At 55.8% G+C, this 23,249-nt stretch carries 24 protein-coding genes and 1 pseudogene; 15 read left to right on the top strand and 10 right to left on the bottom strand.

Translation table 11 applies throughout. The annotated features are described in order from the left end of the window. Positions 1-124: 124 nt before the first annotated feature. Together mlc and ACOTX2_RS03360 are read right to left on the bottom strand one after the other, a co-directional pair. Positions 125-1,345 (bottom strand): sugar metabolism global transcriptional regulator Mlc, encoded by a 1,221-nt coding sequence (gene mlc / locus ACOTX2_RS03355; RefSeq protein ID WP_022647966.1) that lies wholly within the window; start codon positions 1,343-1,345, stop codon positions 125-127. A gap of 121 nt (positions 1,346-1,466) precedes the next feature. After that, positions 1,467-2,372, bottom strand: a complete 906-nt coding sequence (locus tag ACOTX2_RS03360) for a LysR family transcriptional regulator (protein WP_063148137.1) — start codon at positions 2,370-2,372, stop codon at positions 1,467-1,469. Positions 2,373-2,493: 121 nt separating this feature from the next. Here ACOTX2_RS03360 and ACOTX2_RS03365 point away from each other — a divergent pair, with 121 nt between their 5' ends. The 5 genes from ACOTX2_RS03365 to ACOTX2_RS03385 all read left to right on the top strand — a co-directional run bounded on the left by ACOTX2_RS03365 (position 2,494) and on the right by ACOTX2_RS03385 (position 6,860). After that, positions 2,494-3,747: an MFS transporter gene (locus tag ACOTX2_RS03365; protein ID WP_022647964.1), complete on the top strand. Its 1,254-nt coding sequence runs from the start codon at positions 2,494-2,496 to the stop codon at positions 3,745-3,747. Between the two features lie 74 nt (positions 3,748-3,821). Beyond that, complete coding sequence (locus ACOTX2_RS03370) at positions 3,822-5,306, top strand: carboxypeptidase M32 (RefSeq protein ID WP_063148138.1); 1,485 nt, start codon at positions 3,822-3,824, stop codon at positions 5,304-5,306. 148 nt (positions 5,307-5,454) lie between these two features. Further along, positions 5,455-5,760 carry an acid resistance repetitive basic protein Asr gene (asr, locus tag ACOTX2_RS03375; RefSeq protein WP_003857459.1) on the top strand — a complete coding sequence of 102 codons (306 nt, stop codon included), beginning with the start codon at positions 5,455-5,457 and terminating at the stop codon, positions 5,758-5,760. Between the two features lie 92 nt (positions 5,761-5,852). Next, positions 5,853-5,936 (top strand): hypothetical protein, encoded by an 84-nt coding sequence (locus tag ACOTX2_RS03380; protein ID WP_100148715.1) that lies wholly within the window; start codon positions 5,853-5,855, stop codon positions 5,934-5,936. Between the two features lie 102 nt (positions 5,937-6,038). Further along, positions 6,039-6,860 carry a trypsin-like serine peptidase gene (locus ACOTX2_RS03385; protein WP_023299991.1) on the top strand — a complete coding sequence of 274 codons (822 nt, stop codon included), beginning with the start codon at positions 6,039-6,041 and terminating at the stop codon, positions 6,858-6,860. 5 nt (positions 6,861-6,865) lie between these two features. Here the strand turns inward: ACOTX2_RS03385 and mdtI are convergent, their stop codons facing one another. The 3 genes and pseudogenes from mdtI to ACOTX2_RS03400 all read right to left on the bottom strand — a co-directional run bounded on the left by mdtI (position 6,866) and on the right by ACOTX2_RS03400 (position 7,832). Then, positions 6,866-7,195, bottom strand: coding sequence for a multidrug/spermidine efflux SMR transporter subunit MdtI (gene mdtI / locus ACOTX2_RS03390; RefSeq protein ID WP_022647960.1), 330 nt, complete (start codon positions 7,193-7,195; stop codon positions 6,866-6,868). Continuing rightward, a complete protein-coding gene (mdtJ, locus tag ACOTX2_RS03395) occupies positions 7,182-7,544 on the bottom strand; it encodes a multidrug/spermidine efflux SMR transporter subunit MdtJ (protein WP_032624865.1) in 363 nt (120 codons plus the stop codon). Before mdtJ ends, mdtI begins: the two co-directional genes overlap by 14 nt. Before the next feature lie 117 nt (positions 7,545-7,661). Further along, a pseudogene (locus tag ACOTX2_RS03400) lies at positions 7,662-7,832 on the bottom strand (hypothetical protein). Positions 7,833-7,964: 132 nt separating this feature from the next. Between ACOTX2_RS03400 and ACOTX2_RS03405 the strand changes: the two are divergent. Further along, entirely contained in the window at positions 7,965-9,005 is a 1,041-nt protein-coding gene (locus ACOTX2_RS03405) for an AI-2E family transporter (RefSeq protein ID WP_003857467.1), read from the top strand. On the opposite strand, the gene ACOTX2_RS03410 is transcribed toward ACOTX2_RS03405, so the two are convergent. Further along, the gene (locus tag ACOTX2_RS03410) at positions 9,002-9,949 is read right to left on the bottom strand and encodes a zinc-dependent alcohol dehydrogenase family protein (RefSeq protein ID WP_063148139.1); all 948 of its coding nucleotides are present in this window, start codon (positions 9,947-9,949) and stop codon (positions 9,002-9,004) included. The two genes, ACOTX2_RS03405 and ACOTX2_RS03410, sit on opposite strands and share 4 nt — an antisense overlap. After that, complete coding sequence (locus ACOTX2_RS03415; RefSeq protein ID WP_058678024.1) at positions 9,942-10,976, bottom strand: LLM class flavin-dependent oxidoreductase; 1,035 nt, start codon at positions 10,974-10,976, stop codon at positions 9,942-9,944. The genes ACOTX2_RS03410 and ACOTX2_RS03415 overlap by 8 nt, the downstream gene beginning before the upstream one ends. Before the next feature lie 208 nt (positions 10,977-11,184). Between ACOTX2_RS03415 and yajD the strand changes: the two genes are divergently transcribed. Beyond that, complete coding sequence (yajD, locus tag ACOTX2_RS03420) at positions 11,185-11,532, top strand: HNH nuclease YajD (RefSeq protein ID WP_038415976.1); 348 nt, start codon at positions 11,185-11,187, stop codon at positions 11,530-11,532. 67 nt (positions 11,533-11,599) lie between these two features. On the opposite strand, the gene ACOTX2_RS03425 is transcribed toward yajD, so the two are convergent. Further along, positions 11,600-12,046: a hypothetical protein gene (locus tag ACOTX2_RS03425; protein WP_063148140.1), complete on the bottom strand. Its 447-nt coding sequence runs from the start codon at positions 12,044-12,046 to the stop codon at positions 11,600-11,602. A 255-nt stretch (positions 12,047-12,301) separates the two neighbouring features. Between ACOTX2_RS03425 and ACOTX2_RS03430 the strand changes: the two genes are divergently transcribed. The 7 genes from ACOTX2_RS03430 to pqqF all read left to right on the top strand — a co-directional run bounded on the left by ACOTX2_RS03430 (position 12,302) and on the right by pqqF (position 18,954). Next, positions 12,302-13,321: a dipeptidase gene (locus ACOTX2_RS03430; RefSeq protein WP_063148141.1), complete on the top strand. Its 1,020-nt coding sequence runs from the start codon at positions 12,302-12,304 to the stop codon at positions 13,319-13,321. A 138-nt stretch (positions 13,322-13,459) separates the two neighbouring features. Continuing rightward, complete coding sequence (pqqA, locus tag ACOTX2_RS03435) at positions 13,460-13,531, top strand: pyrroloquinoline quinone precursor peptide PqqA (protein ID WP_002905689.1); 72 nt, start codon at positions 13,460-13,462, stop codon at positions 13,529-13,531. A 55-nt stretch (positions 13,532-13,586) separates the two neighbouring features. Then, positions 13,587-14,504 (top strand): pyrroloquinoline quinone biosynthesis protein PqqB, encoded by a 918-nt coding sequence (gene pqqB, locus ACOTX2_RS03440; RefSeq protein ID WP_063148142.1) that lies wholly within the window; start codon positions 13,587-13,589, stop codon positions 14,502-14,504. A 2-nt stretch (positions 14,505-14,506) separates the two neighbouring features. Further along, positions 14,507-15,262 carry a pyrroloquinoline-quinone synthase PqqC gene (gene pqqC, locus ACOTX2_RS03445; protein WP_023306095.1) on the top strand — a complete coding sequence of 252 codons (756 nt, stop codon included), beginning with the start codon at positions 14,507-14,509 and terminating at the stop codon, positions 15,260-15,262. Between the two features lie 2 nt (positions 15,263-15,264). Beyond that, positions 15,265-15,543, top strand: coding sequence for a pyrroloquinoline quinone biosynthesis peptide chaperone PqqD (gene pqqD, locus ACOTX2_RS03450; protein WP_003857508.1), 279 nt, complete (start codon positions 15,265-15,267; stop codon positions 15,541-15,543). Then, positions 15,530-16,672 carry a pyrroloquinoline quinone biosynthesis protein PqqE gene (gene pqqE, locus ACOTX2_RS03455; RefSeq protein WP_063145983.1) on the top strand — a complete coding sequence of 381 codons (1,143 nt, stop codon included), beginning with the start codon at positions 15,530-15,532 and terminating at the stop codon, positions 16,670-16,672. Before pqqD ends, pqqE begins: the two co-directional genes overlap by 14 nt. Before the next feature lie 5 nt (positions 16,673-16,677). Next, positions 16,678-18,954: a pyrroloquinoline quinone biosynthesis protein PqqF gene (pqqF, locus tag ACOTX2_RS03460; RefSeq protein ID WP_063148143.1), complete on the top strand. Its 2,277-nt coding sequence runs from the start codon at positions 16,678-16,680 to the stop codon at positions 18,952-18,954. 86 nt (positions 18,955-19,040) lie between these two features. On the opposite strand, the gene ACOTX2_RS03465 is transcribed toward pqqF, so the two are convergent. Continuing rightward, a complete protein-coding gene (locus ACOTX2_RS03465) occupies positions 19,041-21,470 on the bottom strand; it encodes a glucose/quinate/shikimate family membrane-bound PQQ-dependent dehydrogenase (RefSeq protein WP_063148144.1) in 2,430 nt (809 codons plus the stop codon). A 634-nt stretch (positions 21,471-22,104) separates the two neighbouring features. Here ACOTX2_RS03465 and ACOTX2_RS03470 point away from each other — a divergent pair. Then, positions 22,105-22,305, top strand: coding sequence for a hypothetical protein (locus tag ACOTX2_RS03470; RefSeq protein ID WP_023299982.1), 201 nt, complete (start codon positions 22,105-22,107; stop codon positions 22,303-22,305). Positions 22,306-22,351: 46 nt separating this feature from the next. Here the strand turns inward: ACOTX2_RS03470 and ACOTX2_RS03475 are convergent, their stop codons facing one another. Next, positions 22,352-23,218 (bottom strand): aldo/keto reductase family oxidoreductase, encoded by an 867-nt coding sequence (locus tag ACOTX2_RS03475; protein WP_063148145.1) that lies wholly within the window; start codon positions 23,216-23,218, stop codon positions 22,352-22,354. Positions 23,219-23,249 lie beyond the last annotated feature (31 nt).

Here is a 23,249-nt window from a genome sequence, read left to right on the forward strand (position 1 = left end):
TCCACCTCTTGGGTATGCTTCAAAAAATATAAACCAGGTAAATAATTCAGTGGGGAAAGTCTACGGGAAGCGTGCGCTACCCGGCTTGAGATAGCGCAATTTTTCGTACATCTATGGAAAAGAGTTAGCCCTGAAGCAAACGAATCAGTAACGAGCCGTTGTACATCGCATCTTTTACCAGCGCGGCGCCAGCCATCGTACCCTGGTTGGAAAATTGCGTACTTTCCACCACGATGTTTTTACTGTACGCGGGAAGCGCCTGCTGGTTGATGCAGGCGGAAATCGCCGGGAAGAGGATATCCGCCGCCTGGCTGAGCGGGGAGCCGATCAGTATTTTTTGCGGGTTAAACAGGTTCACCATAATGGCCAGAATGCGTCCGACATTATTGCCCACGCCGGTAATGATGTCCTTCGCCAGCAGATCGCCCTGCCTTGCCGCAGTGCACAATGCCTCGACGCTCAACGGTTGACCGTGCAGCGTGGAGCTCATTGACTGGCTGAGCCGCACCTGCGCCAGCTCCAGCACGCTTTCGACGCTGGCAATCGTCTCCAGACAACCATGATTACCGCAGTAGCAGCGTTTTCCGTACGGATCGACCTGCGTATGGCCAATCTCCACCAGGCTACTGCTGCCAGCATGCAACAGACGCCCGTCGGTGATCACACCTGCGCCAACGTTGTGATCAATCACCACCTGAATCACGTCGCGCGCGCCCCGGGAAGCGCCAAACAACGCCTCCGCCATCGTCCAGGCGCTGATATCATGCTGAATGTAGACCGGCACACCGGTGTGGTTTTCCAGCACGTCGCCCAGCGGCATCTCTTTGACGTTTTCATAAAACGGCATGCGGTGCACAATGCCATTTTCGGTATCAATAATTCCCGGCAGGGTGATCGCAATCGCCGTTAAACGTTCAAGGCGCTGCTGGTGACGAATAAAGAACTGGTCGATGTGGGTCAGAATGGCATCGAGGAGTGGTTGCTCTGCATCGAGCGGGAGTTCCAGCCGGTCTTCCACCACCAGCTTGCTGCTGAGGTCGCGCAGCGCGAGGAAGATTTCCCCGCGGCTAATTCGCAGCGACAGGTAGTGCCAGGCTTCCGTTTCCACCACCAGCCCTACCGCCGGACGGCCACGGCTGCCCGGCTCCTGAATTTCTGTCTCCTGAACCAGATGGGCTTCCAGCATTTCGCGGACAATCTTGGTAATACTGGCGGGTGCCAGTTGTGCCAGGCGCGAAAGATCGATACGCGAAACCGGACCCAGCTGATCAATCAGGCGATAAACGGCGCCCGCGTTGGTCTGCTTGATCTGATCGATATGCCCTGGCTGACTATCAGCAACCACCTCGTACTCCCTTATTTTCGAGCTTCGAAATAAACTGAGGGCTATGGTGAAGCACTTCAATGGCTGACGTCAAATTTTTACTTAGCCATGTGATTTACTGCACATTTTCGCCCGCTTTTCCCTATAAATAACGCCCGTGAGAAGCGGTAATTAATTGTTCTTTGAAACGCTGTGCCGCATGGCTCTGTTCATGATGTTTAGACCACACCAGCCACATCTCCGAGACCGCATCCTGCTCGGCTATCTTCACCCAGCGCATTTCCGGCAGTTGTACCCGTTTAAACGAGGCCGGAAGAATCGACACGCCAAGCCCTGCGGCAACGAGACCAATGATCGTCATGGCTTCCCCCACTTCCTGCGCGATAGTCGGGACAAGGCCATATCGCCGCATCAGACCAAGAATATCGTCATACAATCCGGTACCCACCTGTGGGTCAAAAAAGACAAAGGGTTCTTTCGCCAGTTCAGCCAGCGTGACGCTATGCTGCGCGGCGAGCGGGTGATCCCGGGGGATCATCGCCATCAGCGGTTCGCGGAGGATCACCTGCCACGCCAGGGTATCAGGCAACTGCGTGTTACGCATTAGCCCCAGGTCGAGCGATCCTTCATTAAGCGGCGATATTTGCTCCCGGGTATTTATTTCGCGCGTCTGAATATGCACATCCGGAAAGTTACTGCGAAACGAGGATAGCGTTTGTGAAACAGCGCTGATGAAGGGGGCCGACGAGGTAAACCCGATGCGCAGCTCTCCCGTCTCCCCGAGATGAAGCCGTTCCGCTCTGGCGGCGGCGTCCACCACCATACTCAGGATCTGTCGGCTATCGGCGAGAAACTGTTTTCCCGCCGCCGTCAGGCTCACGCTGCGGTTGGTTCGCGCCAGCAAACGCGCCCCAACCTGCTGCTCAAGGATCTGGATCTGTTGGCTTAGCGGTGGCTGGGAGATATTCAGCCTTGCCGCAGCACGACCAAAATGGAGCTCTTCGGCGACGGCGACAAAATAGCGCAGATGGCGCAGCTCGATATTCATATTTTTAAAGTATCATTTGAGATTATTAATATATTAGACAGATTATTTACATTTTCCTACCCTAATCTTGTGGTCATACCCGTCACCAGAAACCACGGGGAAGTTTAAGCAAGGATTATGTGTGAGCCGTACAACGACCGTTGATATCGCGCCGGCCAGCGACATTGATGATTTACCCGCAGTACCGCAGCCGGTTCAGTTTATAAAACGTGGTACCCCCCAGTTTATGCGCGTCACGCTGGCGCTCTTTTCAGCGGGTCTCGCCACTTTCGCCCTGCTCTACTGCGTTCAGCCGATCCTGCCGGTCCTGTCGCATGAATTTGGCGTGTCGCCAGCCAGCAGCAGTATTTCGCTCTCCATTTCAACCGGGATGCTGGCGATCGGTCTGCTGTTCACCGGGCCACTTTCAGATGCCATCGGGCGTAAGCAGGTCATGGTAACGGCGTTAATGCTGGCCTCCGTGTGTACCTTGCTGTCCACCATGATGACCAGCTGGCACGGCATTCTGGTCATGCGCGCGCTGATTGGGTTATCCCTCAGCGGCGTGGCGGCGGTCGGGATGACCTATCTCAGCGAGGAGATCCACCCGAGTTTCGTGGCCTTCTCCATGGGGCTGTACATTAGCGGGAACTCTATCGGCGGGATGAGCGGACGCCTGCTCAGCGGTGTGTTTACCGATTTCTTTAACTGGCGCATTGCGCTGGCCGTAATCGGCTGCTTCGCCCTCGCTTCGGCGCTGATGTTCTGGAAAATCCTGCCGGAATCGCGCCATTTCCGCCCGACTTCCCTGCGTCCGAAAACACTGTTTATCAACTTCCGTCTGCACTGGCGCGACAAAGGTTTGCCGCGACTGTTTCTGATGGGATTCCTGCTGATGGGGTCATTTGTCACGCTGTTTAACTATATTGGCTACCGGCTGATGCTCTCGCCGTGGCATCTTAGCCAGGCATTGGTGGGTTTGCTCTCTGTGGCGTATCTCACCGGGACGTGGAGTTCGCCAAAAGCGGGCGCCATGACCGCGCGCTTCGGCCGTGGTCCGGTGATGCTGGTGTCCACCGCTGTGATGTTGTTCGGACTGCTGATGACGCTTGTCTCTTCCCTGTGGCTGATTTTTGCCGGAATGCTGCTCTTCTCTGCGGGATTCTTTGCCGCGCATTCTGTTGCCAGCAGCTGGATTGGCCCACGCGCGCGCCGCGCTAAAGGTCAGGCTTCGTCTCTGTATCTGTTCAGTTACTATCTCGGTTCCAGCATTGCCGGGACTCTCGGCGGGGTGTTCTGGCATAACTACGGCTGGAACGGCGTGGGCGGATTTATCGCGCTGATGCTGTGCGCGGCACTGCTGGTGGGCGCGAGCCTGCATAAACGACTGCATTAACATTCAGCCCTCTTCGTGTTTAAATCGAGCCGATGCTAATTTTTGTCATCGGCTGATTCAGACACGAGGACTTCATGAAAAACAATAACTATCAACAACTCACCCGCACCTTCCAGCGTCTCTCCCGCTTCTCTCACCTCTCCTCCATCGCCAGCTGGGACATGTTTACCATGATGCCGCCCGGCGGCAGCGCCGCGCGCGGTGAAGCGCTGGCGGAGATGAGCGTCCTGCAACATCAGATCCTGACCGATAAAAAAGTGGGTGAATGGCTGGCGGCGGCGGCAGAAGAAGATCTGAACGACGTTGAGCAGGCCAACCTGCGTGAAATGACGCGCCACTACCAGCAGGCCACTTTACTTCCGGAATCGCTGGTGGAGGCCAAATCGCTGGCGGGCAGCAGGTGTGAACACGCGTGGCGCACTCAGCGTCCGGCCAACGACTGGCAGGGCTTTTCAGCCAACCTGAAAGAGGTGGTGAAACTCAGTCGTGAAGAAGCCCGCCTGCGCGCTGAGGCTAAAGACTGCACGCCTTACGACGCGCTGCTGGATATCTTTGAACCCGACATGACCAGCGCTCGCCTGGATGTGCTGTTCGGCGATCTGAAGTCCTGGCTGCCGGAGCTGCTGGCAAAGGTTGTGGAAAAACAGGCTCAACGATCGTTCGTTCCGCCACAGGGTCCCTTCCCGACCGCCACCCAGCGCGAGCTGGGCCTGGAAGCGATGAAAATGCTTGGCTTCGATTTTAACGGCGGTCGTCTGGACGTTAGCGCCCACCCGTTCTGCGGCGGCGTGCCGGAAGATGTGCGTATCACCACGCGTTACGATGAAGATGAACTGCTCAGCGCGCTTTTCGGCGTGATCCACGAAACCGGACATGCCCGCTACGAGCAAAACCTTCCGCGAGCGTGGGCCGGCCAGCCCGTTGCGCTGGCGCGCTCTACGGCGATCCATGAATCCCAGAGTCTGTTTTTTGAAATGCAGCTGGGCCGCAGTGAGGCTTTCCTGAAGCATCTGCTTCCGGCGGTCCATGCCCGTTTCGGCAGCCAGGCGGCATTCAGTGAAGATAATTTTATTGCCTGGAATCAGCGCGTGAAACCGGGCTACATCCGCGTTGATGCAGATGAAGTGAGCTATCCGGCGCATGTGGTATTGCGCTATGAGATTGAGCGCGCGCTGATCAATGGCGAAATTGAAGTGGATGATATCCCCGCGTTATGGGATGAGAAAATGCAGGCCTGGCTTGGATTATCCACCAAAGATAACTACCGCAACGGCTGTATGCAGGACATCCACTGGACCGACGGCGGTTTTGGCTACTTCCCGTCTTACACGCTGGGGGCAATGTATGCGGCACAGCTGTTTCATGCCGCCAAAACTGCGCTGCCCGGGTTGCAGGCATCCATTGCCGGGGGCGATTTCTCGGCGCTGTTTGACTGGCTGCGTCAGAATATCTGGCAGCACGGCAGCCGTTTCAGCACGTCGCAGCTCATCACCCAGGCCACGGGTGAAGATCTGAATATCCGCTACTTCCGCGAACACCTGACGTCCCGCTACCTGTAACCAAACGCGCCGGGGGCCACCCCGGCGTTGTACATATGGTTACACGCCGATACCAATCACTCACGGAAACCCCGAATTTACAGGGATATAGTTATTTCAACGGCCCCGCAGTGGGGTTAAATGAAAAACCAAATTCGAGGGTATGAAAATGAAAAAAGTATTAGCTCTGGTTGTTGCCGCTGCTATGGGTCTTTCTTCCGCTGCATTCGCGGCTGAAACTACCGCCACCGCAGCGCCTGCGGCATCCACCGCTGCTCCGGCCAAAACGGTTCACCATAAAAAACATCACAAAGCGGCTAAACCAGCGGCAGAACAGAAAGCCCAGGCCGCGAAAAAGCATCACAAAAAAGCGGCAAAACCTGCGGTAGAGCAGAAAGCCCAGGCGGCTAAAAAGCATCACAAAAAAGCGGCAAAACACGAAGCGGCTAAACCTGCTGCACAGCCAGCAGCGTAAGAGTACAAGCTTAACCGTGCCCTTCGGGGCACGTTGGTAAACCGGCGCTGAACGGGATTGCGGTCAGCGCCGGTTTTTTATCCGGAGGGCGTATGCTGCGGCGCTATCGGTTTGAGTTCATTCTTATCCTGCTAATTTTATGCGCGCTCATCGCCAGCCACTTTTATCTTTACTGAATGTAGCACGCTGATTTCACTCCCACTTTCTCGCCGTCGCGTCTATAGTATTTTCATAGGGTTCACTTTTAATAATCATAATTACCCCCACCAGAGTGTGATATGCGTAAATCTGTTGTGTTGTTACTGGGAACGTTTAGCCTTTTTGCAGGCTTTTCACATGCGGATGAGGGCGACGATGACGCCATCAGCGCCAAAGAGGTAAAGACGCTGTTTTTTGGTCATGACGATCGTACGCGTGTCACCGATCCTACCGAAGCGCCCTGGGATGCCATCGGGCAACTGGAAACCGCCAGCGGCAATCTATGTACCGCAACTCTCATAACGCCACGCCTTGCGCTGACGGCGGGTCATTGCCTGTTAATGCCGCCCGAAGGCAAACCGGATAAAGCGATCGCCCTGCGCTTTGTCTCGCAGAAAGGGATTTGGCGCTACGAAATTCACGGTATTGAGGGGCGGGTGGATCCGTCGCTCGGGAAACGCCTGAAACCGGATGGCGATGGATGGATTGTGCCGCCCGGGGCGGCATCCTGGGATTTCGGTCTGATCGTTTTACGTTATCCGCCGTCCGGGATCGCTCCGCTACCGCTCTTTGATGGTGACAAAGATGCGCTTACCGCCGCCCTGAAAGCCGCCGATCGAAAAGTGACGCAGTCAGGCTACCCTGTTGATCACCTCGATTCGCTGTACACCCATACGGACTGCGTGGTGACGGGCTGGGCGCAAAACAGCGTGCTTTCGCATCAGTGCGATACGCTACCGGGTGATAGCGGATCGCCCCTGATGTTAAAAACCGTTAATGGCTGGCAACTGATTGGCGTTCAGAGTTCTGCTCCGGCAGCGAAAGACCGCTGGCGCGCCGATAACCGAGCGTTAGCGGTGACCGGTTTTCGCGACCGGCTGGAAGCCCTGGCGCAGCAGTAGGTCACTCAGGCCAGTTTAATCATGATCATGCCAGCGAGCAGTAATACCAGCCCTATCCAGCCTTTATGGTTTAAACGCTGCCCGAACATAATCCAGCCTGCCGCCAGGGTGGCGGCAATACCGAAGCCGCCCCACAGCGCGTAGGCCACGGAAAGATCGATGCCTTTCACCGCCTGCGACAGGGCGCTAAACGCCCCCAGAACCGCGGCAATCGATAACAAGCCGTAGGCTTTGCGACGAAAGCCGTCGGAGAACTTCAGAAAGACGTTCGCAATAATTTCCAGAACGATGGCGAAAGCCAGCCAGGCCGCGTGGATCCATTCAAACTGCTGCATGGGTCTGCTCCTTCTGCTGTTTGGCTGGTTTGCGCGTACCCGATTTAATCAGCACGATACCTGCGACCAGGGTCGTCAGCCCGGCAATTTTCATTGTCGTCAGGGTTTCATCAAATATCATGACGCTGAACAGCGTAATCAATAAAATACCAACACCTTCCCACAAAGCGTATGCCACGCCCAGCGCGATTTTTTTAACCGCGAAAGAGAGGAATATATAGGAAAGCGTAATCATGACCAGCATCAAAATAAATCCGGTGCTGCCGTCACTCACGCTCGCCCATTTCATCGACAAGGTGCCGGTAATTTCAGCAACGATAGCCAGAGCTAATAAAATCCAGTAAAACATGTTTTTCTCCTGCTTGAGAATATAATCCATCGAGGCTCGCTGCGAACAGCAAACCAAATAAGTGGGAATTAAATCAGTTAGCTAAGCGCATAGCGCCAGCTCAGGCAGAAGACGTGACTATAGCGCGGAACGCCAGTGTTGTTCACCGGAAAGCGTGCAGAGGGAGGTAGAAAACAGAGCAGAGTTGTTTGAAAAATACGTCCTGAACAAATTGTCCATAAAATTACAATTATCCGCGGTGTTGCTTCTCGTCTTTGCGGATGAAAATTGTCCTCAGTAGTTGAACACGCCTGATTTGTATCATAAGCCAGGAATTTACTCAAAGCCTTTTCATTTCTTTACCCAGTCTGTTTGATTTTGGTTAGTTTTTTTAATCCGCTTTCCCCTCTATTATAAATAAAAAACTGTTCAGGAACGTCCATGGCCAAACCCATTATCACCCTCAACGGGCTTAAGATCGTCATCATGCTGGGCATGCTGGTGATCATTCTGACCGGCGTTCGTTTTGCGGCCGATATCATCGTGCCTTTTATCCTGGCGCTTTTTATCGCGGTGATCCTCAATCCACTGGTGCAGCGAATGGTGCGGCTGCGCATCCCGCGTGTGCTGGCGATAAGCCTGCTTATCAGTATTATTATCGTTGCGATGGTGCTGTTAGTCGCCTATCTGGGAACCTCCCTGAACGAGCTGGCGCGGACGCTGCCGACATACCGCTCTTCCCTGGCGACCCCGCTGCTGCAAATTGAACCCTGGCTGCAACGCGCGGGTATCGAAGTCTCGGTTGAGGAACTGCTTAAATACATCGATCCGAATGCCGCCATGACGATTGTCACCAGCCTGCTGGCACAGCTCTCCAACGCCATGACCTCGATTTTCCTGCTGTTCCTGACGGTTGTGTTTATGCTGCTGGAAGTTCCACAGCTGCCTGCAAAACTCCAGCACATCATGGTGCGTCCGGTAGAGGGAATGGGTGCTATTCAGCGCGCGCTCGACAGCGTTTCACGCTATCTGGTGCTGAAAACGGCCATCAGCCTGGTGACGGGATTAGTGGTCTGGGGGATGCTCGCCGCGCTGGATGTGCGTTTTGCCTTCGTCTGGGGACTGCTGGCCTTTGCGCTCAACTATATTCCTAACATCGGCTCCGTGCTGGCGGCGATCCCCCCTATCCTTCAGGTGCTGGTTTTCAGCGGTTTGTATGATGCCCTGATTCTGCTGGCAGGTTATCTGGTGATTAACCTTGTCTTCGGGAACATTCTCGAACCACGGATAATGGGACGCGGGCTGGGGCTTTCAACTCTTGTTGTGTTCCTGTCCCTGATTTTCTGGGGCTGGCTGCTCGGGCCTGTCGGCATGCTGCTTTCCGTTCCGCTGACAATTATTGTCAAAATTGGCCTGGAGCAGACCGCCGGTGGACAAAGTATCGCTGTACTGCTGAGCGACATGAGCCATAAGGCCGATTAATTGTCCATCGACAGCATAGGCTTGCCCGTTCTTCCCGCTTCGCGGTAGTTGCCCACTGCCCGCTGCCATTCCGACAGCGGGTAGAGGGTAACATCGCTGCACTGGCTGGCGCGCAGTTTAGGCCAGATGCGCCGAAACTCCGCCTGCCACGCCTCAGCGCTCAGCGCGTCCAGATAGTTACGAATGTGAAACCACGCCACGCGCGGCAACGGCCGCTGCTGCCGGAAGGTCTGCCCGGAGAGTAGCCCGTAGCAGACAAAGGTACCGGTTTCGGGCATCACGCTCAGGATCGCCTCCGCCAGGCTGCCGCCCGTGGCGTCGTACACCACCTCCGCTTGCGCGGCGGCAGCGTTGACGGCGGCCGTATCATCTTGCGCAATCGGGACGATCCCCATTTCAGCCAGACGTTGAGCGTGCACGGGCGAGCGATGGATCCCGTAAACCGCCCCTGCACCCGCCTGGCGTGCCCATTGCCCGAGCAAAACGGCGCAGTCAGAACCGGCAGCGGTGAGCAGCACCGTTTTCCCGACCGGAGGATAACGGTCCAGCATCATCTGAGCGGCAAGCGGGTTGATATACGCCCGCGCGGCAAGAAGCGAGTCGACGTAGTCCGGGACGGGAACCGCATACGCCACCGGGCAGTCGACATAGCGCTGCCAGGTTCCCTGCCCCCGTAACGGCAGGACCCGCTTGCCCAGCAGCGCCGGGTAAGCGGCGGGCGTTTCGGTCACTATTCCGACCCCTTCATAACCGGCTATTGCGGGCAGCGGCGTGCGATGGCGATATGCCCCGGTGATGGGGATGAGATCGGAGGCGTTCACCGGAGAAAAAAGCATGCGCACACGTATCTCTCCCGGCTGTCGCGGTGACAATGGTGTGGTTTCCGCTTGCAGTACCGATTCAGGCTCACCAAACCGGCGATACCAGAGGGCCAGATTACGCATTGCGATCGCGCCATCCCATTTCCGGTGCGACATGTTTCAGGATGGACTCGATCACATGTGCGTTGTATTCCACGCCCAGCTGATTCGGCACGGTAAGCAACAGCGTATCCGCTTCCGCGATCGCTTCATCCTTTTTCAACTGTTCAATCAGCTTGTCTGGCTCTGCGGCATAGCTGCGTCCGAAAATGGCCCGCGTTTTCGCATCCAGATAGCCAACGCTGTCGCTCTCATTGCGGCTTGAACCGAAATACATCCGGTCGCGATCGTCCATCAGGGCAAAAATACTGCGGCTGACCGAAACGCGTGGCTGACGGGTATGCCCTGCCTCGGCCCAGGCCTGTCGGTAGGCACGGATCTGTTTTGCCTGCTGAATATGGAACGGCTCGCCGGTTTCATCATCTTTCAGCGTTGAGCTTTGCAGGTTCATCCCCAGTTTTGCCGCCCATACTGCCGTTGCATTGGAGCCAGCCCCCCACCAGATACGATCGCGTAAGCCCTCTGAATGCGGCTCCAGACGCAACAATCCCGGCGGGTTTGGGAACATCGGCTGTGGGTTAGGCTTCGCAAACCCTTCACCGCGTAATACATCAAGCAGTACCTCAGTGTGACGGCGCGCCATATCAGATTCGTTTTCCCCGTCCTGCGGCACGTAACCAAAATAACGCCAGCCATCAATCACCTGCTCCGGGGAGCCCCGGCTGATACCAAGCTGTAATCGTCCACCGGAGATGAGATCTGCCGCGCCAGCATCTTCCGCCATATACAGCGGATTTTCATACCGCATGTCGATCACGCCCGTACCGATTTCGATGCGTTTGGTTTTCGCGCCTATCGCAGCCAGCAAGGGGAATGGCGAACTGAGCTGGCGGGCAAAGTGGTGCACGCGGAAATAAGCCCCGTCCGCGCCCAGCTCTTCAGCGGCGACAGCCAGATCGATGGACTGTAGCAGCGTGTCAGCTGCGGTTTGCGTGCCGGACTGGGAAGACGGCGTCCAGTGACCAAACGACAAAAATCCGATCTTTTTCATAGTGGAGTATCCTGATAAAGCATTGCGTTATCCCTACTCTACGCATTAACCGATGAGAATAAATGGTGATTATTTAACGGAATGCTTCAAATAAACTGACAGAAATACGCAAATCGCACGCTGCCTTCCCGCAGAGGAGGCATTCTCCTGGCATCTCAAAATGGGATATAGTGTGAACTATTCTCTTTTTTAACAGGTAACATCAGCAATGGCTCTGATCCCCAAAAACTACGCACGGCTGGAAAGCGGCTACCGTGAAAAAGCGCTAAAAATTTACCCGTGGGTCTGTGGACGCTGCTCGCGGGAGTTTGTGTATTCGAATCTTCGTGAACTCACGGTCCACCATATCGACCACGATCACACCAATAATCCGGAAGATGGCAGTAACTGGGAGTTGTTGTGCCTGTTTTGCCATGACCACGAACACTCAAAGTACACCGAAGCGGATCAGTATGGCACCACCGTTGTCGCAGGTGAGGATGCGCAAAAAGACGTGGGTGTCGCCACGTTTAACCCCTTTGCCGATCTCAAGGCGATGATGAACAAGAAGACGTAATATCGGCGGCTTTACTGCCCATACCTGCCGTATGGGCAGTCAGAAAGATAAAGGTAATGTATTCCAGTCACAGATTGAACAAGGAGACGGCCTTAATATCGGCTTCAGGATTCACGCGTTTTACAGCCTCTAAAAACGCAGCAAAGTTTTGATTAAACACCGTCAGATTATTATAAAATTGCACCTGTTTTTCACGGGTTCCCTCAAGATAGCTCACAGACCAGATCCGCCTGTTATTTACCACTGTCGAGCCCGGCTTAATTTTTACGATAGCCGCCAGCTCAATTTTACGGGTGACGCTATTTATGACCTCGTATAAATACTGCTCATCATAAAAGTAGGTTTTACCTGACGATCCGCCAAACCAGGAAGGATGGGTAGAGATTTTTTTCATTCCCCGGCTGTCGGCAACGATGCGCGTTGGATGCCGAATACGCCTGATGAAAAAGCGCATCAGCATAATCAGTGCCGTGAAAGACAGCACCACGAAAAGAAAATTAATGCTCTCCCGCATATTTCGTTACCTGCCACGCATAACTCAAAGTGGCGAAGTATAGCGTAGCCCGGTAGCTCAGGGAACGTACGCGATGCAATCGCAGATGGAACGGGAAATGCTCTTATCTCGCCACGCAACATGATGTGCGGATTTCCTCAGGGTTAAGTGATATTAACAATTGCTGCTAAGTTGTAAGTTTCTCCTTGCCGGACCGGACAAATCGGTTATCGTGCCAGGCAACTTTTTCAGCAATAAAAAACAGTGGGATGCGCTATGGCGATTTTTGATGGTCACAATGACCTGTTGCTTAATTTATGGCTTCACCATCGCCAGGATCCGGTAACGGCCTTCTTCTCCGGCATTGAGAACGGACACCTCGATTATCCGCGCATGCAGCAAGGCGGATTTTCCGGCGGGCTGTTCGCGCTGTTCGTGCCGCCGCAGGAGTATATCGCCCGCATGGCGCCGCACTACGCCAGCGAGCCGTGGCAACCGATCGACATTCTCTGGCAGCAGTTGACGATCCTCAAGCAGCTTGTCGCACACTCCGATGGGCGGGCGCGATTGTGCCTGAGCGCGGCAGATATCGAACGCTGCCGTCAGGATAAGGTGCTGGCGATGGTGGCGCATATTGAGGGTGCGGGCGGTTTTGACGGCGAGGGTGGCGATCTACAGGCTTTCTATGCCGCTGGCGTGCGCAGCATTGGGCCTTTCTGGAACATTGCTAACCGTTTTGGCACCGGCGTTAACGGGGCGTTTCCCGGCAGCCCGGACAGCGGCCCAGGGCTTACCGCAGAGGGTATCGCCCTCATTAAGCACGCTAACGCCCTGAACATGCTGATTGACGTTTCTCATATGAATGAAAAGGCGTTCTGGGATACTGCTCGTCATTCCTCTTCACCGCTGGTCGCCACCCATTCCAACGCCCATACGCTGTGCCCGCAACCGCGTAATCTGACCGATCGGCAACTGCTGGCTATCCGCGACAGCGGCGGCGTGGCAGGGGTCAATTTCGGCAACGCCTTTCTGCGCACCGACGGTAAACGCGATAGCGATACCCCACTGAGCACAATCGTTCGCCATATCGACTATCTTATTAACATCATGGGCGACGATCATGTTGCGCTGGGCTCCGATTTTGACGGCATCACGTTACCTGATGATTTGCATGATGTGAGTGGTTTACCGCGGCTAATCAGCGCGTTGCGTGACAGCGGCTATGATCAATTTGTGCTGAATAAGCTGCTGTGGGGCAACTGGCAAAAGGTATTGCAAAATGTTTGGCAACAATAGGTTACGTTGTAAACATTACGTTAATTCCTTACATCTTTCGGGTTGAGCTTTGCCCCACTGTGACGCATTATTTGATGACCATCACAAAACTGGCACAAACAATGGTGTTGGTGCTGCATTTTTAAAGAGGAAAAAACGATGTGGAAGAAACCTGCTTTTATTGATTTACGTCTTGGCCTGGAAGTGACGCTGTACATTTCCAACCGCTAATCGCTCAGCCCGCCATCCGTGCGGGCATTTTTGTTTTACTACCTGGCCTATCTTCATGTTTATTAAAGTCCTCGGTTCCGCCGCCGGCGGCGGTTTCCCTCAGTGGAACTGTAATTGCGCCAACTGTCAGGGTTTGCGCAACGGTACCCTTCAGGCGACCCCCCGCACCCAGTCGTCGATCATCGTCAGCGATAACGGCGAAGAGTGGATACTGTGTAACGCCTCGCCCGATATCAGCCAGCAGATTGCCCATACGCCAGAATTGAATAAGAAAGAGGTTCTGCGCGGCACGCATATTGGCGGCATTATTCTCACCGACAGCCAGATTGACCACACCACCGGGCTGCTCAGCCTGCGCGAGGGGTGTCCGCATCAGGTATGGTGTACGCCGGAGGTGCATGAAGATCTTTCCAGCGGATTCCCGATTTTTACCATGCTCCGGCACTGGAACGGCGGCCTGGTTCATCATCCGATTGCGCCGCTCACCGCCTTTAGCGTGGAAGCCTGCCCTGATTTGCAGTTTACCGCTGTCCCCATCGCCAGTAACGCACCGCCCTATTCGCCGTGGCGCGACCGCCCGCTACCGGGGCATAACGTGGCGCTGTTTATCGAAAACCGCCGCAACGGTCAGACGCTGTTCTACGCGCCGGGTCTCGGTGAACCCGATGACACTATCCTGCCGTGGCTTAAAAAAGCGGACTGTCTGCTGATTGACGGCACCGTCTGGCAGGACGATGAACTGCAGGCCGCTGGCGTCGGGCGCAATACCGGCCGCGATATGGGCCATCTGGCGCTCGGCGATGAACACGGCATGATGGCGCTGCTGGCCTCGCTGCCGGCAAAGCGCAAGATTCTGATTCACATTAATAACACTAACCCGATCCTTAACGAGCAGTCGCCGCAGCGTCACGCCCTCACGCAGCAGGGAATTGAAGTGAGCTGGGACGGGATGACCATCACGCTTCAGGACTAACTATGCACATTCGTGAAACGCTCTCGCCGCAAGAGTTTGAACACGCCCTCCGGGCGAAAGGCGCCTACTATCATATTCACCATCCGTACCATATCGCGATGCATAACGGCGAGGCCAGCCGCGAGCAGATCCAGGGCTGGGTGGCGAACCGGTTTTACTACCAGACGACGATCCCGCTGAAAGACGCGGCCATTATGGCGAACTGCCCGGATCCGCACACGCGTCGCAAATGGGTGCAGCGGATCCTCGATCACGACGGCAGCAACGGTCATGACGGCGGGATCGAAGCCTGGCTACAGCTGGGCGAAGCCGTAGGGCTTAGCCGCGACGACTTAATCAGCGAACGCCACGTGCTGCCCGGCGTTCGTTTTGCCGTGGACGCTTACGTTAACTTCGCCCGCCGCGCCAACTGGCAGGAGGCGGCATGCAGTTCGCTCACCGAACTGTTTGCCCCGCAAATTCATCAGTCGCGTCTCGACAGCTGGCCGCAGCACTATCCGTGGATCAAAGAGGAAGGCTATTTTTATTTTCGTAGCCGCCTCAGCCAGGCCAGCCGCGACGTTGAACACGGTCTGGAGCTGGCGAAGAGTTACTGCGATAGCGCAGAAAAGCAGAATCGGATGCTGGAGATCCTTCAGTTCAAACTCGATATCCTGTGGTCGATGCTCGACGCGATGACCATGGCCTACGCGCTACAGCGTCCGCCTTATCACACGGTCACCGACAAAGCGGCCTGGCACACAACCCGACTGGTATAAGCATGCAAAAAAACTCCATCGTCGCCTTTCGTCGCGGCTATCGCCTGCAATGGGAAGCCGCTCAGGACAGCCATGTCATCCTTTATCCGGAAGGCATGGCTAAACTCAATGAGACCGCGGCCGCAATCCTCGAACTGGTCGATGGCCAACGCGACGCGGCGGCCATCATTGCCATACTCAACGAACGGTTCCCGGAAGCCGGCGGCGTGGATGACGACGTCGTAGAATTCCTGCAAATCGCTTATCAACAGAAGTGGATTATTTTCCGTGAGCCAGAATAAACCCGCCGTCAATCCACCGCTGTGGCTGCTGGCGGAGCTGACCTATCGCTGTCCGCTACAGTGTCCTTACTGCTCTAACCCGCTGGACTTTGCCCGGCAGGATCAGGAGCTGACCACTGAACAGTGGATTGAGGTTTTCCGCCAGGCGCGGGCGATGGGCAGCGTGCAGATAGGTTTTTCCGGCGGCGAACCGTTGACGCGTAAAGATCTGCCGGAGCTGATCCGCGCCGCCCGCGATCTCGGTTTTTATACCAACCTGATCACCTCGGGAATTGGCCTGACGGAAAGCAAGCTCGACGCGTTCAGCGAGGCCGGTCTGGACCATATCCAGATTAGCTTCCAGGCTAGCGATGAAGTGCTCAACGCCGCGCTGGCGGGGAATAAAAAAGCCTTCCAGCAGAAGCTGGCGATGGCCAAAGCGGTCAAAGCGCGCGATTACCCGATGGTGCTGAATTTCGTCCTGCACCGGCACAACATCGACCAGATCGATAAAATCATCGAGCTGTGCATTGAACTGGACGCCGACGACGTCGAACTTGCCACCTGCCAGTTCTACGGTTGGGCGTTCCTTAATCGTCAGGGCCTTTTGCCGACGCGAGAACAGATCGCCCGCGCGGAACGCGTGGTTGCCGACTATCGGCAAAAAATGGCCGCCAGCGGCAATCTGACCAACCTGCTGTTCGTCACCCCTGATTATTACGAAGAGCGACCAAAAGGCTGTATGGGCGGCTGGGGGTCGATTTTCCTCAGCGTGACCCCGGAAGGCACGGCGCTGCCCTGCCACAGCGCGCGCCAGCTACCGGTGGAGTTCCCCTCGGTGCTTGATCAGAGTCTGGAATCCATCTGGTATGACTCTTTCGGCTTCAACCGCTATCGCGGGTTTGACTGGATGCCGGAGCCGTGCCGCTCCTGCGATGAAAAGGAGAAGGACTTCGGCGGCTGCCGCTGTCAGGCCTTTATGCTCACCGGGAATGCTGATAACGCCGATCCGGTGTGCAGCAAATCGCCGCATCATCATAAAATTCTGGACGCGCGACGCGAAGCAGCCTGTAACGACATGAAAATCGGCCAGCTTCAGTTCCGCAACCGTACCCGTTCGCAGCTTATCTATAAAACCCGGGAACTGTAGCGATAATGACCACCCGCATCGTGGAGCTGGCAGGCGGTTTACGCGCAACGCTGGTGCATCAGCCGCAGGCGACACGCGCGGCGGCGCTGGCGCGCGTGAGTGCCGGAAGCCATCACGAGCCACCGCGCTTCGCCGGTCTTGCGCATTTACTTGAGCACCTGCTGTTCCGCGGTAGCCAGCGCTATCAGGGCGACGATCGACTCATGGCCTGGGTCCAACGTCAGGGCGGTAGCGTCAATGCCACCACGCTGGCTCGCCACAGCGCATTTTTCTTCGATGTGGCCGCCGATAACTTGTCCGACGGCATCGCACGACTGCGGGATATGTTGCAGGCGCCGCTGCTTTCATGTGATGACATACAGCGCGAAGTGGCGGTCATTGATGCGGAAAACCGGCTCATCCAGCAGCATGATTCCGCCAGGCGCGAAGCGGCGGCACGCCACGCGATGGAAGAACCCACAGTTTTTCGCCGTTTTCAGGTAGGTAGCCAGGATTCTCTGGGGCAGGACACGGGATCGCTGCAAACCGCGTTGCGCGACTTTCATCGGCGCTATTATGTGGCCGGACACCTGCAATTGTGGCTGCAAGGGCCGCAAACGCTGGATGCGCTGGCCGAGCTTGCCCATACGTTTGCGTCCGGTTTTGCTTCTGGTGGCATGCCTGAAACCGCTCCCCCGTTGCGTCTTAGCGCTGAGGGAGATTTTCAGCTGGCAGTGACAGAGCGACCCGCACTGTGGCGTTGTCCGTTAATTCGAAAAAGTGACAACGTCACCTTATTTCGGGAGTTTTTACTGGACGACGCCCCCGGAAGCCTGATTGCCGGGCTGCGGGCGCGCGGGCTGGCAGAAGATGTCGCCCTGAACTGGCTTTATCAGGATAACGATAACGGCTGGCTGGCGCTAACGGTTGATAGCGAACGACCCGAGGAGGTTGACCCGCATATTACCCACTGGCTACGGGCGCTACAGCAAACGACGGATGAGCAGCAGCGGCATTATTATCGGCTGGCACAGCAGCGTTTCAGCGCCCTGCCGACGCTGGAGCAGCTGCGCCAGCGGGCGTTCGGTTTTGCGCCCGGTGCGGCGCCCGTAAGTTTTTCCGCCTTTTGTGCCGATTTACTGGCGGCGCCCACCTCGTATCTGGCCTGCAAAAAAATTGAAACCGCTGAAATTATCGCCAGCCAGGGGTTTGCTCTGCCGCTTAGCCATTGGCGTCGCCAGCCGGTTGCAGATGATAGCCCCATCGCGTTCTCCTTCTACCCGCAGACTGCCAGGTATGTTACGCCAGCCCCGACGTCAGAAGCCGCTCCGCTGCTGCATTTGTCGGCGCAGACACAACCGCCAACGCTGATCCTGCGCAGGCCTTTTTATTCGTGCGTGGAACGGGCGCAGGGGGTGGCGATGGGCAAACAGTTACGCCCTCTCCTTGCTGAACTGCGCCATATTGACGGCAGCGGCGAGTGGCAAACGGTTGACGGTAGCTGGCAGCTCACCCTGCGGCTTCCTGACGCCGTGGTGACGGCGGAACACATCATCGGGGCGATAATCGATCGCCTCTCCCACCCCGCCCCGGCTCTTACGCCAGTGCCAGAAGGCATTGCCATCCGTGAGCTGCTTCAGCAATTGCCTGAACGTCTGGCATCGGATCCGCCACGAGACGGCTGGCTGGCGGCGCTAGTTGGCGGCAGCGTCGCGCACGCGCACGGGTTAGCCCGGCAGCTTGGCCTGCTCCGGGCGCCGGTTAACGCTAAGCCGACGCCATTAAGCGGTTGTCCCAGCGGGATCGAACACATTCCGCACGCCAGCGCGGATTCGGCGCTGCTGGTGTTTATTCCCCTGCCGCCGGGCGCGTCGCTCGCCGCGCTGCGGCTGCTGGCATTATGCTGCGAACCGCAATTTTTCCAGCGCCTGCGCGTGGAACAGCAGATTGGCTACGTGGTCAGCTGTCGTTATCAGCGTATTGCCGATCGCGATGGCCTGCTGCTGGCGTTACAGTCGCCTGACCGCTCTCCCGTGAACCTGTTGGGTTGCTGCAAACAATTTTTGCGTGAGCTGACGCTGTGCGATGAGACGGCGTTCAGCGTATTGCGACAGCAGCTGGCGACGCAAATCCGGTCACCGATGAATGCCATCGCCACGGCAGTAGCCGCCCTGCGCCAGCGCTATGGTTTACCGGTGTTAACGCCGCAGGCTGTTGATGCCCTGCAACATGACGAGATAATCGCACTATGGCGCGAGATGACTCGCCATCGCCGTCGCTGGCGGGTGCTTTTCACGGGCTGACCGGACCCGCCGCTTTCTTCATATCCGTGGTTTTTAGTCAAAAAAAAGCCCCGTACTACGACGGGGCCAGGTTGCTTATTTCGCTGTTATTTATCCAGCGCGTAGGCAATCACGTAGTCACCACGATCCGGCGACTGGCGTGCACCGCCAGCAGAGATCAGAATGTACTGTTTGCCGGTTTTCGGTGATACATAGCTGATAGGTCCGCCCTGGCTACCCACCGGAAGACGCGCTTTCCACACTTCTTCCCCCGTAGAGGAATCAAAGGCGCGCAGGTAGTAATCCTGGGTTCCCGCAATGAAGACCAGACCGCCCTGCGTGGCCAGCGTACCGCCCAGCGTCGGCATACCGACAGGCATTGGCATACGCATTTTTACCCCAAACGGACCGGTATCCTGTACGGTACCGACCGGCACCTGCCAGACGATTTTCTGCGTTTTCAGGTTAATGGCGGAGAGAGAGCCAAACGGTGGTTTCTGGCACGGAATGCCCAGCGGTGACATGAAACGGTTTTTGTTGACCGAATACGGCGTTCCTTTCATCGGAACGGCGCCCATCCCGGCGTTCACGGCTTCACCGCCCGTGTTTGCCACCGCGCTCTGCGGATCTTGCTTAATCAGCTGAACCCACAGGCCCAGACGCATGTCATTGACGAAGATATACTGGTTGTTCGGATCGGTGGACAAACTGCCCCAGTTCATTCCCCCCAGCGAGCCCGGGAAGCTCAGGGAAATATCGGTTCCCGGCATCGTGTACAGACCGTCATAACGCATTGATTTGAAGCTGATACGACAGGCCAGCTGGTCAAACGGCGTCGCCCCCCACATATCCGATTCTTTCAGGGTTTCTGCGCCAATCTGCGGCATCCCCACAGAGCGAGGCTGCGTTGCCGGGTACTGTTCACGTGGAATATCCGCTGGTTTTACCGGAACCTCTTTCACTTCAGTGAGCGGTTTACCCGTCAGGCGATCGAGAACGTAAATTTGCCCCGCTTTAGTGCCAACCACCACCGCGGGCTTGTTGCCCTCTTTCGTTGGGAAATCAACCAGGCTCGGCTGCATCGGGATATCGAAATCCCAGAGGTCGTTATGCACGGTCTGGTATACCCACTTCTCTTTCCCGGTAGTCGCATCCAGCGCGAGAATTGAGGTGGCGTATTTGTGATCTTCCGGAATACGGTCAGCGCCCCACAGGTCGACAGAGGAACTTCCCATCGGGATAAACACGGTATTCATCGACGCATCCCAGGACATAGGGGCCCAGGAGTTTGCGGAGCTGCGTTTGTAGTGTTCGCCGGGCTTCAGAACATAGTTTGGATCCGGATTACGCGGATCGAACGCCCAGCGCAGCTGGCCGGTGATCACGTCATAACCACGTATTACGCCGCCCGGCATATCGGTGCTGACGTTATCCGCAACGCGGCCGCCAACCACGACCGTGGTACCCGCCAGCGTCGGGGCCGACGTCAGCACGTAGGTGGGATCTGACGCGTCGCCCATTCCTTCATGCAGGTTAACGCTGCCGTCAGTACCGAAGTCCGGGCAGAATTTGCCGTTATCGGCGTCTAACGCGATCAGCTTACCGTCAATGGTATTCATCAGGATACGGCGCTGGCATGCCGCGCCCGGTGCGACCTGCGCTGGCAGAACCGGTGTGGAGCCGGCTACCGTTGGCTGTGCCAGCGGTTTGGTGGCATCAAAGTACGCCAGGCCACGGCAGCGCATCCAGATGGCAGACTTAGCGTTGATTTCCGCTTTCCAGATCTCTTTCCCGCTATCGGCATCCACGGCGATCACGTTGTTATGCGGCGTACAGAGGAAGACACGATCGCCTACCTGTAGCGGCGTTTGCTGATCTTCTGCGCCATTGCCATCCGGACTTTGCGGAATATCACCGGTATGGTAGGTCCAGACCGGTTTCAGGTTTTTCACGTTGTCACGGGTTATCTGGTCCAGCGCCACAAAGCGACTACCGCCAGCCGTATTACCGTAGTGATCCCAGTTCTGCTGTTTCGCCTCTTCTTTTACCGGCACCAGCGGGCGCTTTTCGCCGCTAAACGGCACGGTCGGATGGGGTTGAAACATCTGAACAAAGGTGACGCCCATGCCGATAATAAGGACCGCGCAGACCGCCATCGCCCCTTTCGTGGAGGACGGTTTTCCTTCACGCTTACGCAATGCAGGCCAGGTGGCTGCTGCCAGCACCATCAGCCCGGCGGGTACCATTAATCGGGAAACCAGGGGCCAGAAGTCGAGTCCGGCATCGAAAAATGCCCAAATCAGGGTGCCAAGAAACACCAGAGCAAACAGCCCTACGGCAGAGGATTTGCGGCGGAAAAACTGAATTGCAGAGAGCAGCGTGAAAACCCCGGCAATGAGAAAGTACCAACTCCCCCCAAGGGAAACCAGTTTAAAACCGCCGATGGCAAAAAACAGCCCCGTCACAAGAAGTACCACACCCACCAGCAGGCACCACGGGCCTAACCAGCCCAATGGGCGGGGATTATTGTCTGACATAAAAATGAATCTCCTGATTACTTTATATAAAGCAGGGTTTTATTAACTGCCACGATGTTAAAACCCTGCACAACGCTAATTGTTCGTATGCGAAGCATAAATTAAAAAGAGAACGTAGACAAAATCTATTATGTCGGAAGAAATGAAAACCAGCGCAATTGCATGGTTTTAACAGGGTTAAAATAGCGAATATCGCTAACTACGTCACCGATGCTGGAATATATGACCAGCCGAAAGTTGCTTAAAGGATTAATATCAGGATTCCCCCAAGGCCGGTCTTATAGCGTCAGATTTTTACAGCTGAGCCTTCAAACAGAAGTTTTAATTAAGCAATAACCATGAATAAGCACAGGGATAAACCTGAGTTCAGTTTCAGGAAGAAATTATCAATAATTTTAGAGCGTCTGGTGCGTTGAACATTCCGTCATTATCAGCACTGAAAATGTGACTTTCCGCATCAAAGCGGACTCACAGCGTGACAATACAAACACTATCAAATCACTTAATGAAGTCTTGAATCGCAGAAAAGCCAAACAATAATTCACTGTGCTTTCACTACACGTTGACTTTACACTAAGACTAGCGCATATTTTACAGCACAAATTAACAAGACAATTTTTGGAGGACGTTTTCTATGCCAGCCCGTGATTATCCCGACAAGCGTGTTGCTCGCGGTGTAGCAAAGGAGGCCGATCTCAGGATGTTAAGTGCGCGCATCGATCCAGCGCTGATGGAGTACATCCGCATTACTGCGTATGAAACACGGAAAAGTAAGCAGGAAATCGTGGCGGAAGCGTTAGCACTTCACCGCCAAAGGAATCAGATTGTGTCATAAACACCAAAAGCCCGAACAATCCCCCGGGCTTTTGCTGCTGTCTGGATTACTCCACCAGCGTATTTAACGTCTCCAGCGCCTCAGGCGGCAATACCAGATCGGCTGCCGCCAGGTTTTCACGCAGATGCGCCACCGAAGAAGTACCCGGGATCAAGAGGATATTTGGCGAGCGTTGCAGCAGCCATGCCAGCGCCACCTGCATAGGCGTCGCATCCAGTGAATCCGCCACCGCCTGTAGCCCGGAAGATTGCAATGGCGTGAAACCACCCAGTGGGAAGAACGGCACCCAGGCAATCCCCTGCTGCGCCAGCGAATCTACCAGCGCATCGTCACCGCGATTCACCACGTTGTACATGTTCTGTACGCATACCACGGAAACCGTCTTCTGCGCTTCAGCCACCTGCGAAGCAGTGACGTTGCTCAGCCCAATATGGCGAACCAGCCCCTGTTGTTGCAGCTCCGCGAGGGTGCTTAGCGGCGCGGCAATCGAGCCTTCCGCTGGTCCGTGGGCGCTAAACATGATCCGCAGGTTAACCACGTCCAGCACATCTCGCTTCAGGTTGCGCAGGTTGTCATGCACCGCCTGCGTCAGCTCCTGGGCGGAAAACGCCGGCAGCCAGGAGGCGTCCTCGCCGCGTCGGGCTCCGATCTTAGTCACAATCGTAAGGTCGTCCCGGTACGGATGAAGCGCCTCGCAAATAAGCTGGTTGGTCACATGGGGGCCGTAAAAATCGCTGGTATCAATGTGATTTACCCCCGACTCTACCGCTTCACGCAACACCGCCAGCGCCGCATTTTTGTCTTTTGGCGGACCAAAAACGCCAGGTCCGGCAAGCTGCATCGCGCCATAGCCAAACCGTTTAACCGTACGCGTTCCGAGCGTGAATGTTCCGCATTTATCTATGCTGCTCATGCTGACCTTCCTCATAAAAATTATCCGGGTT

It is taken from the genome of Enterobacter cloacae complex sp. IR5412 (assembly GCF_049237385.1).
In the GTDB taxonomy this organism is placed as follows: Bacteria; Pseudomonadota; Gammaproteobacteria; order Enterobacterales; family Enterobacteriaceae; genus Enterobacter; species Enterobacter intestinihominis.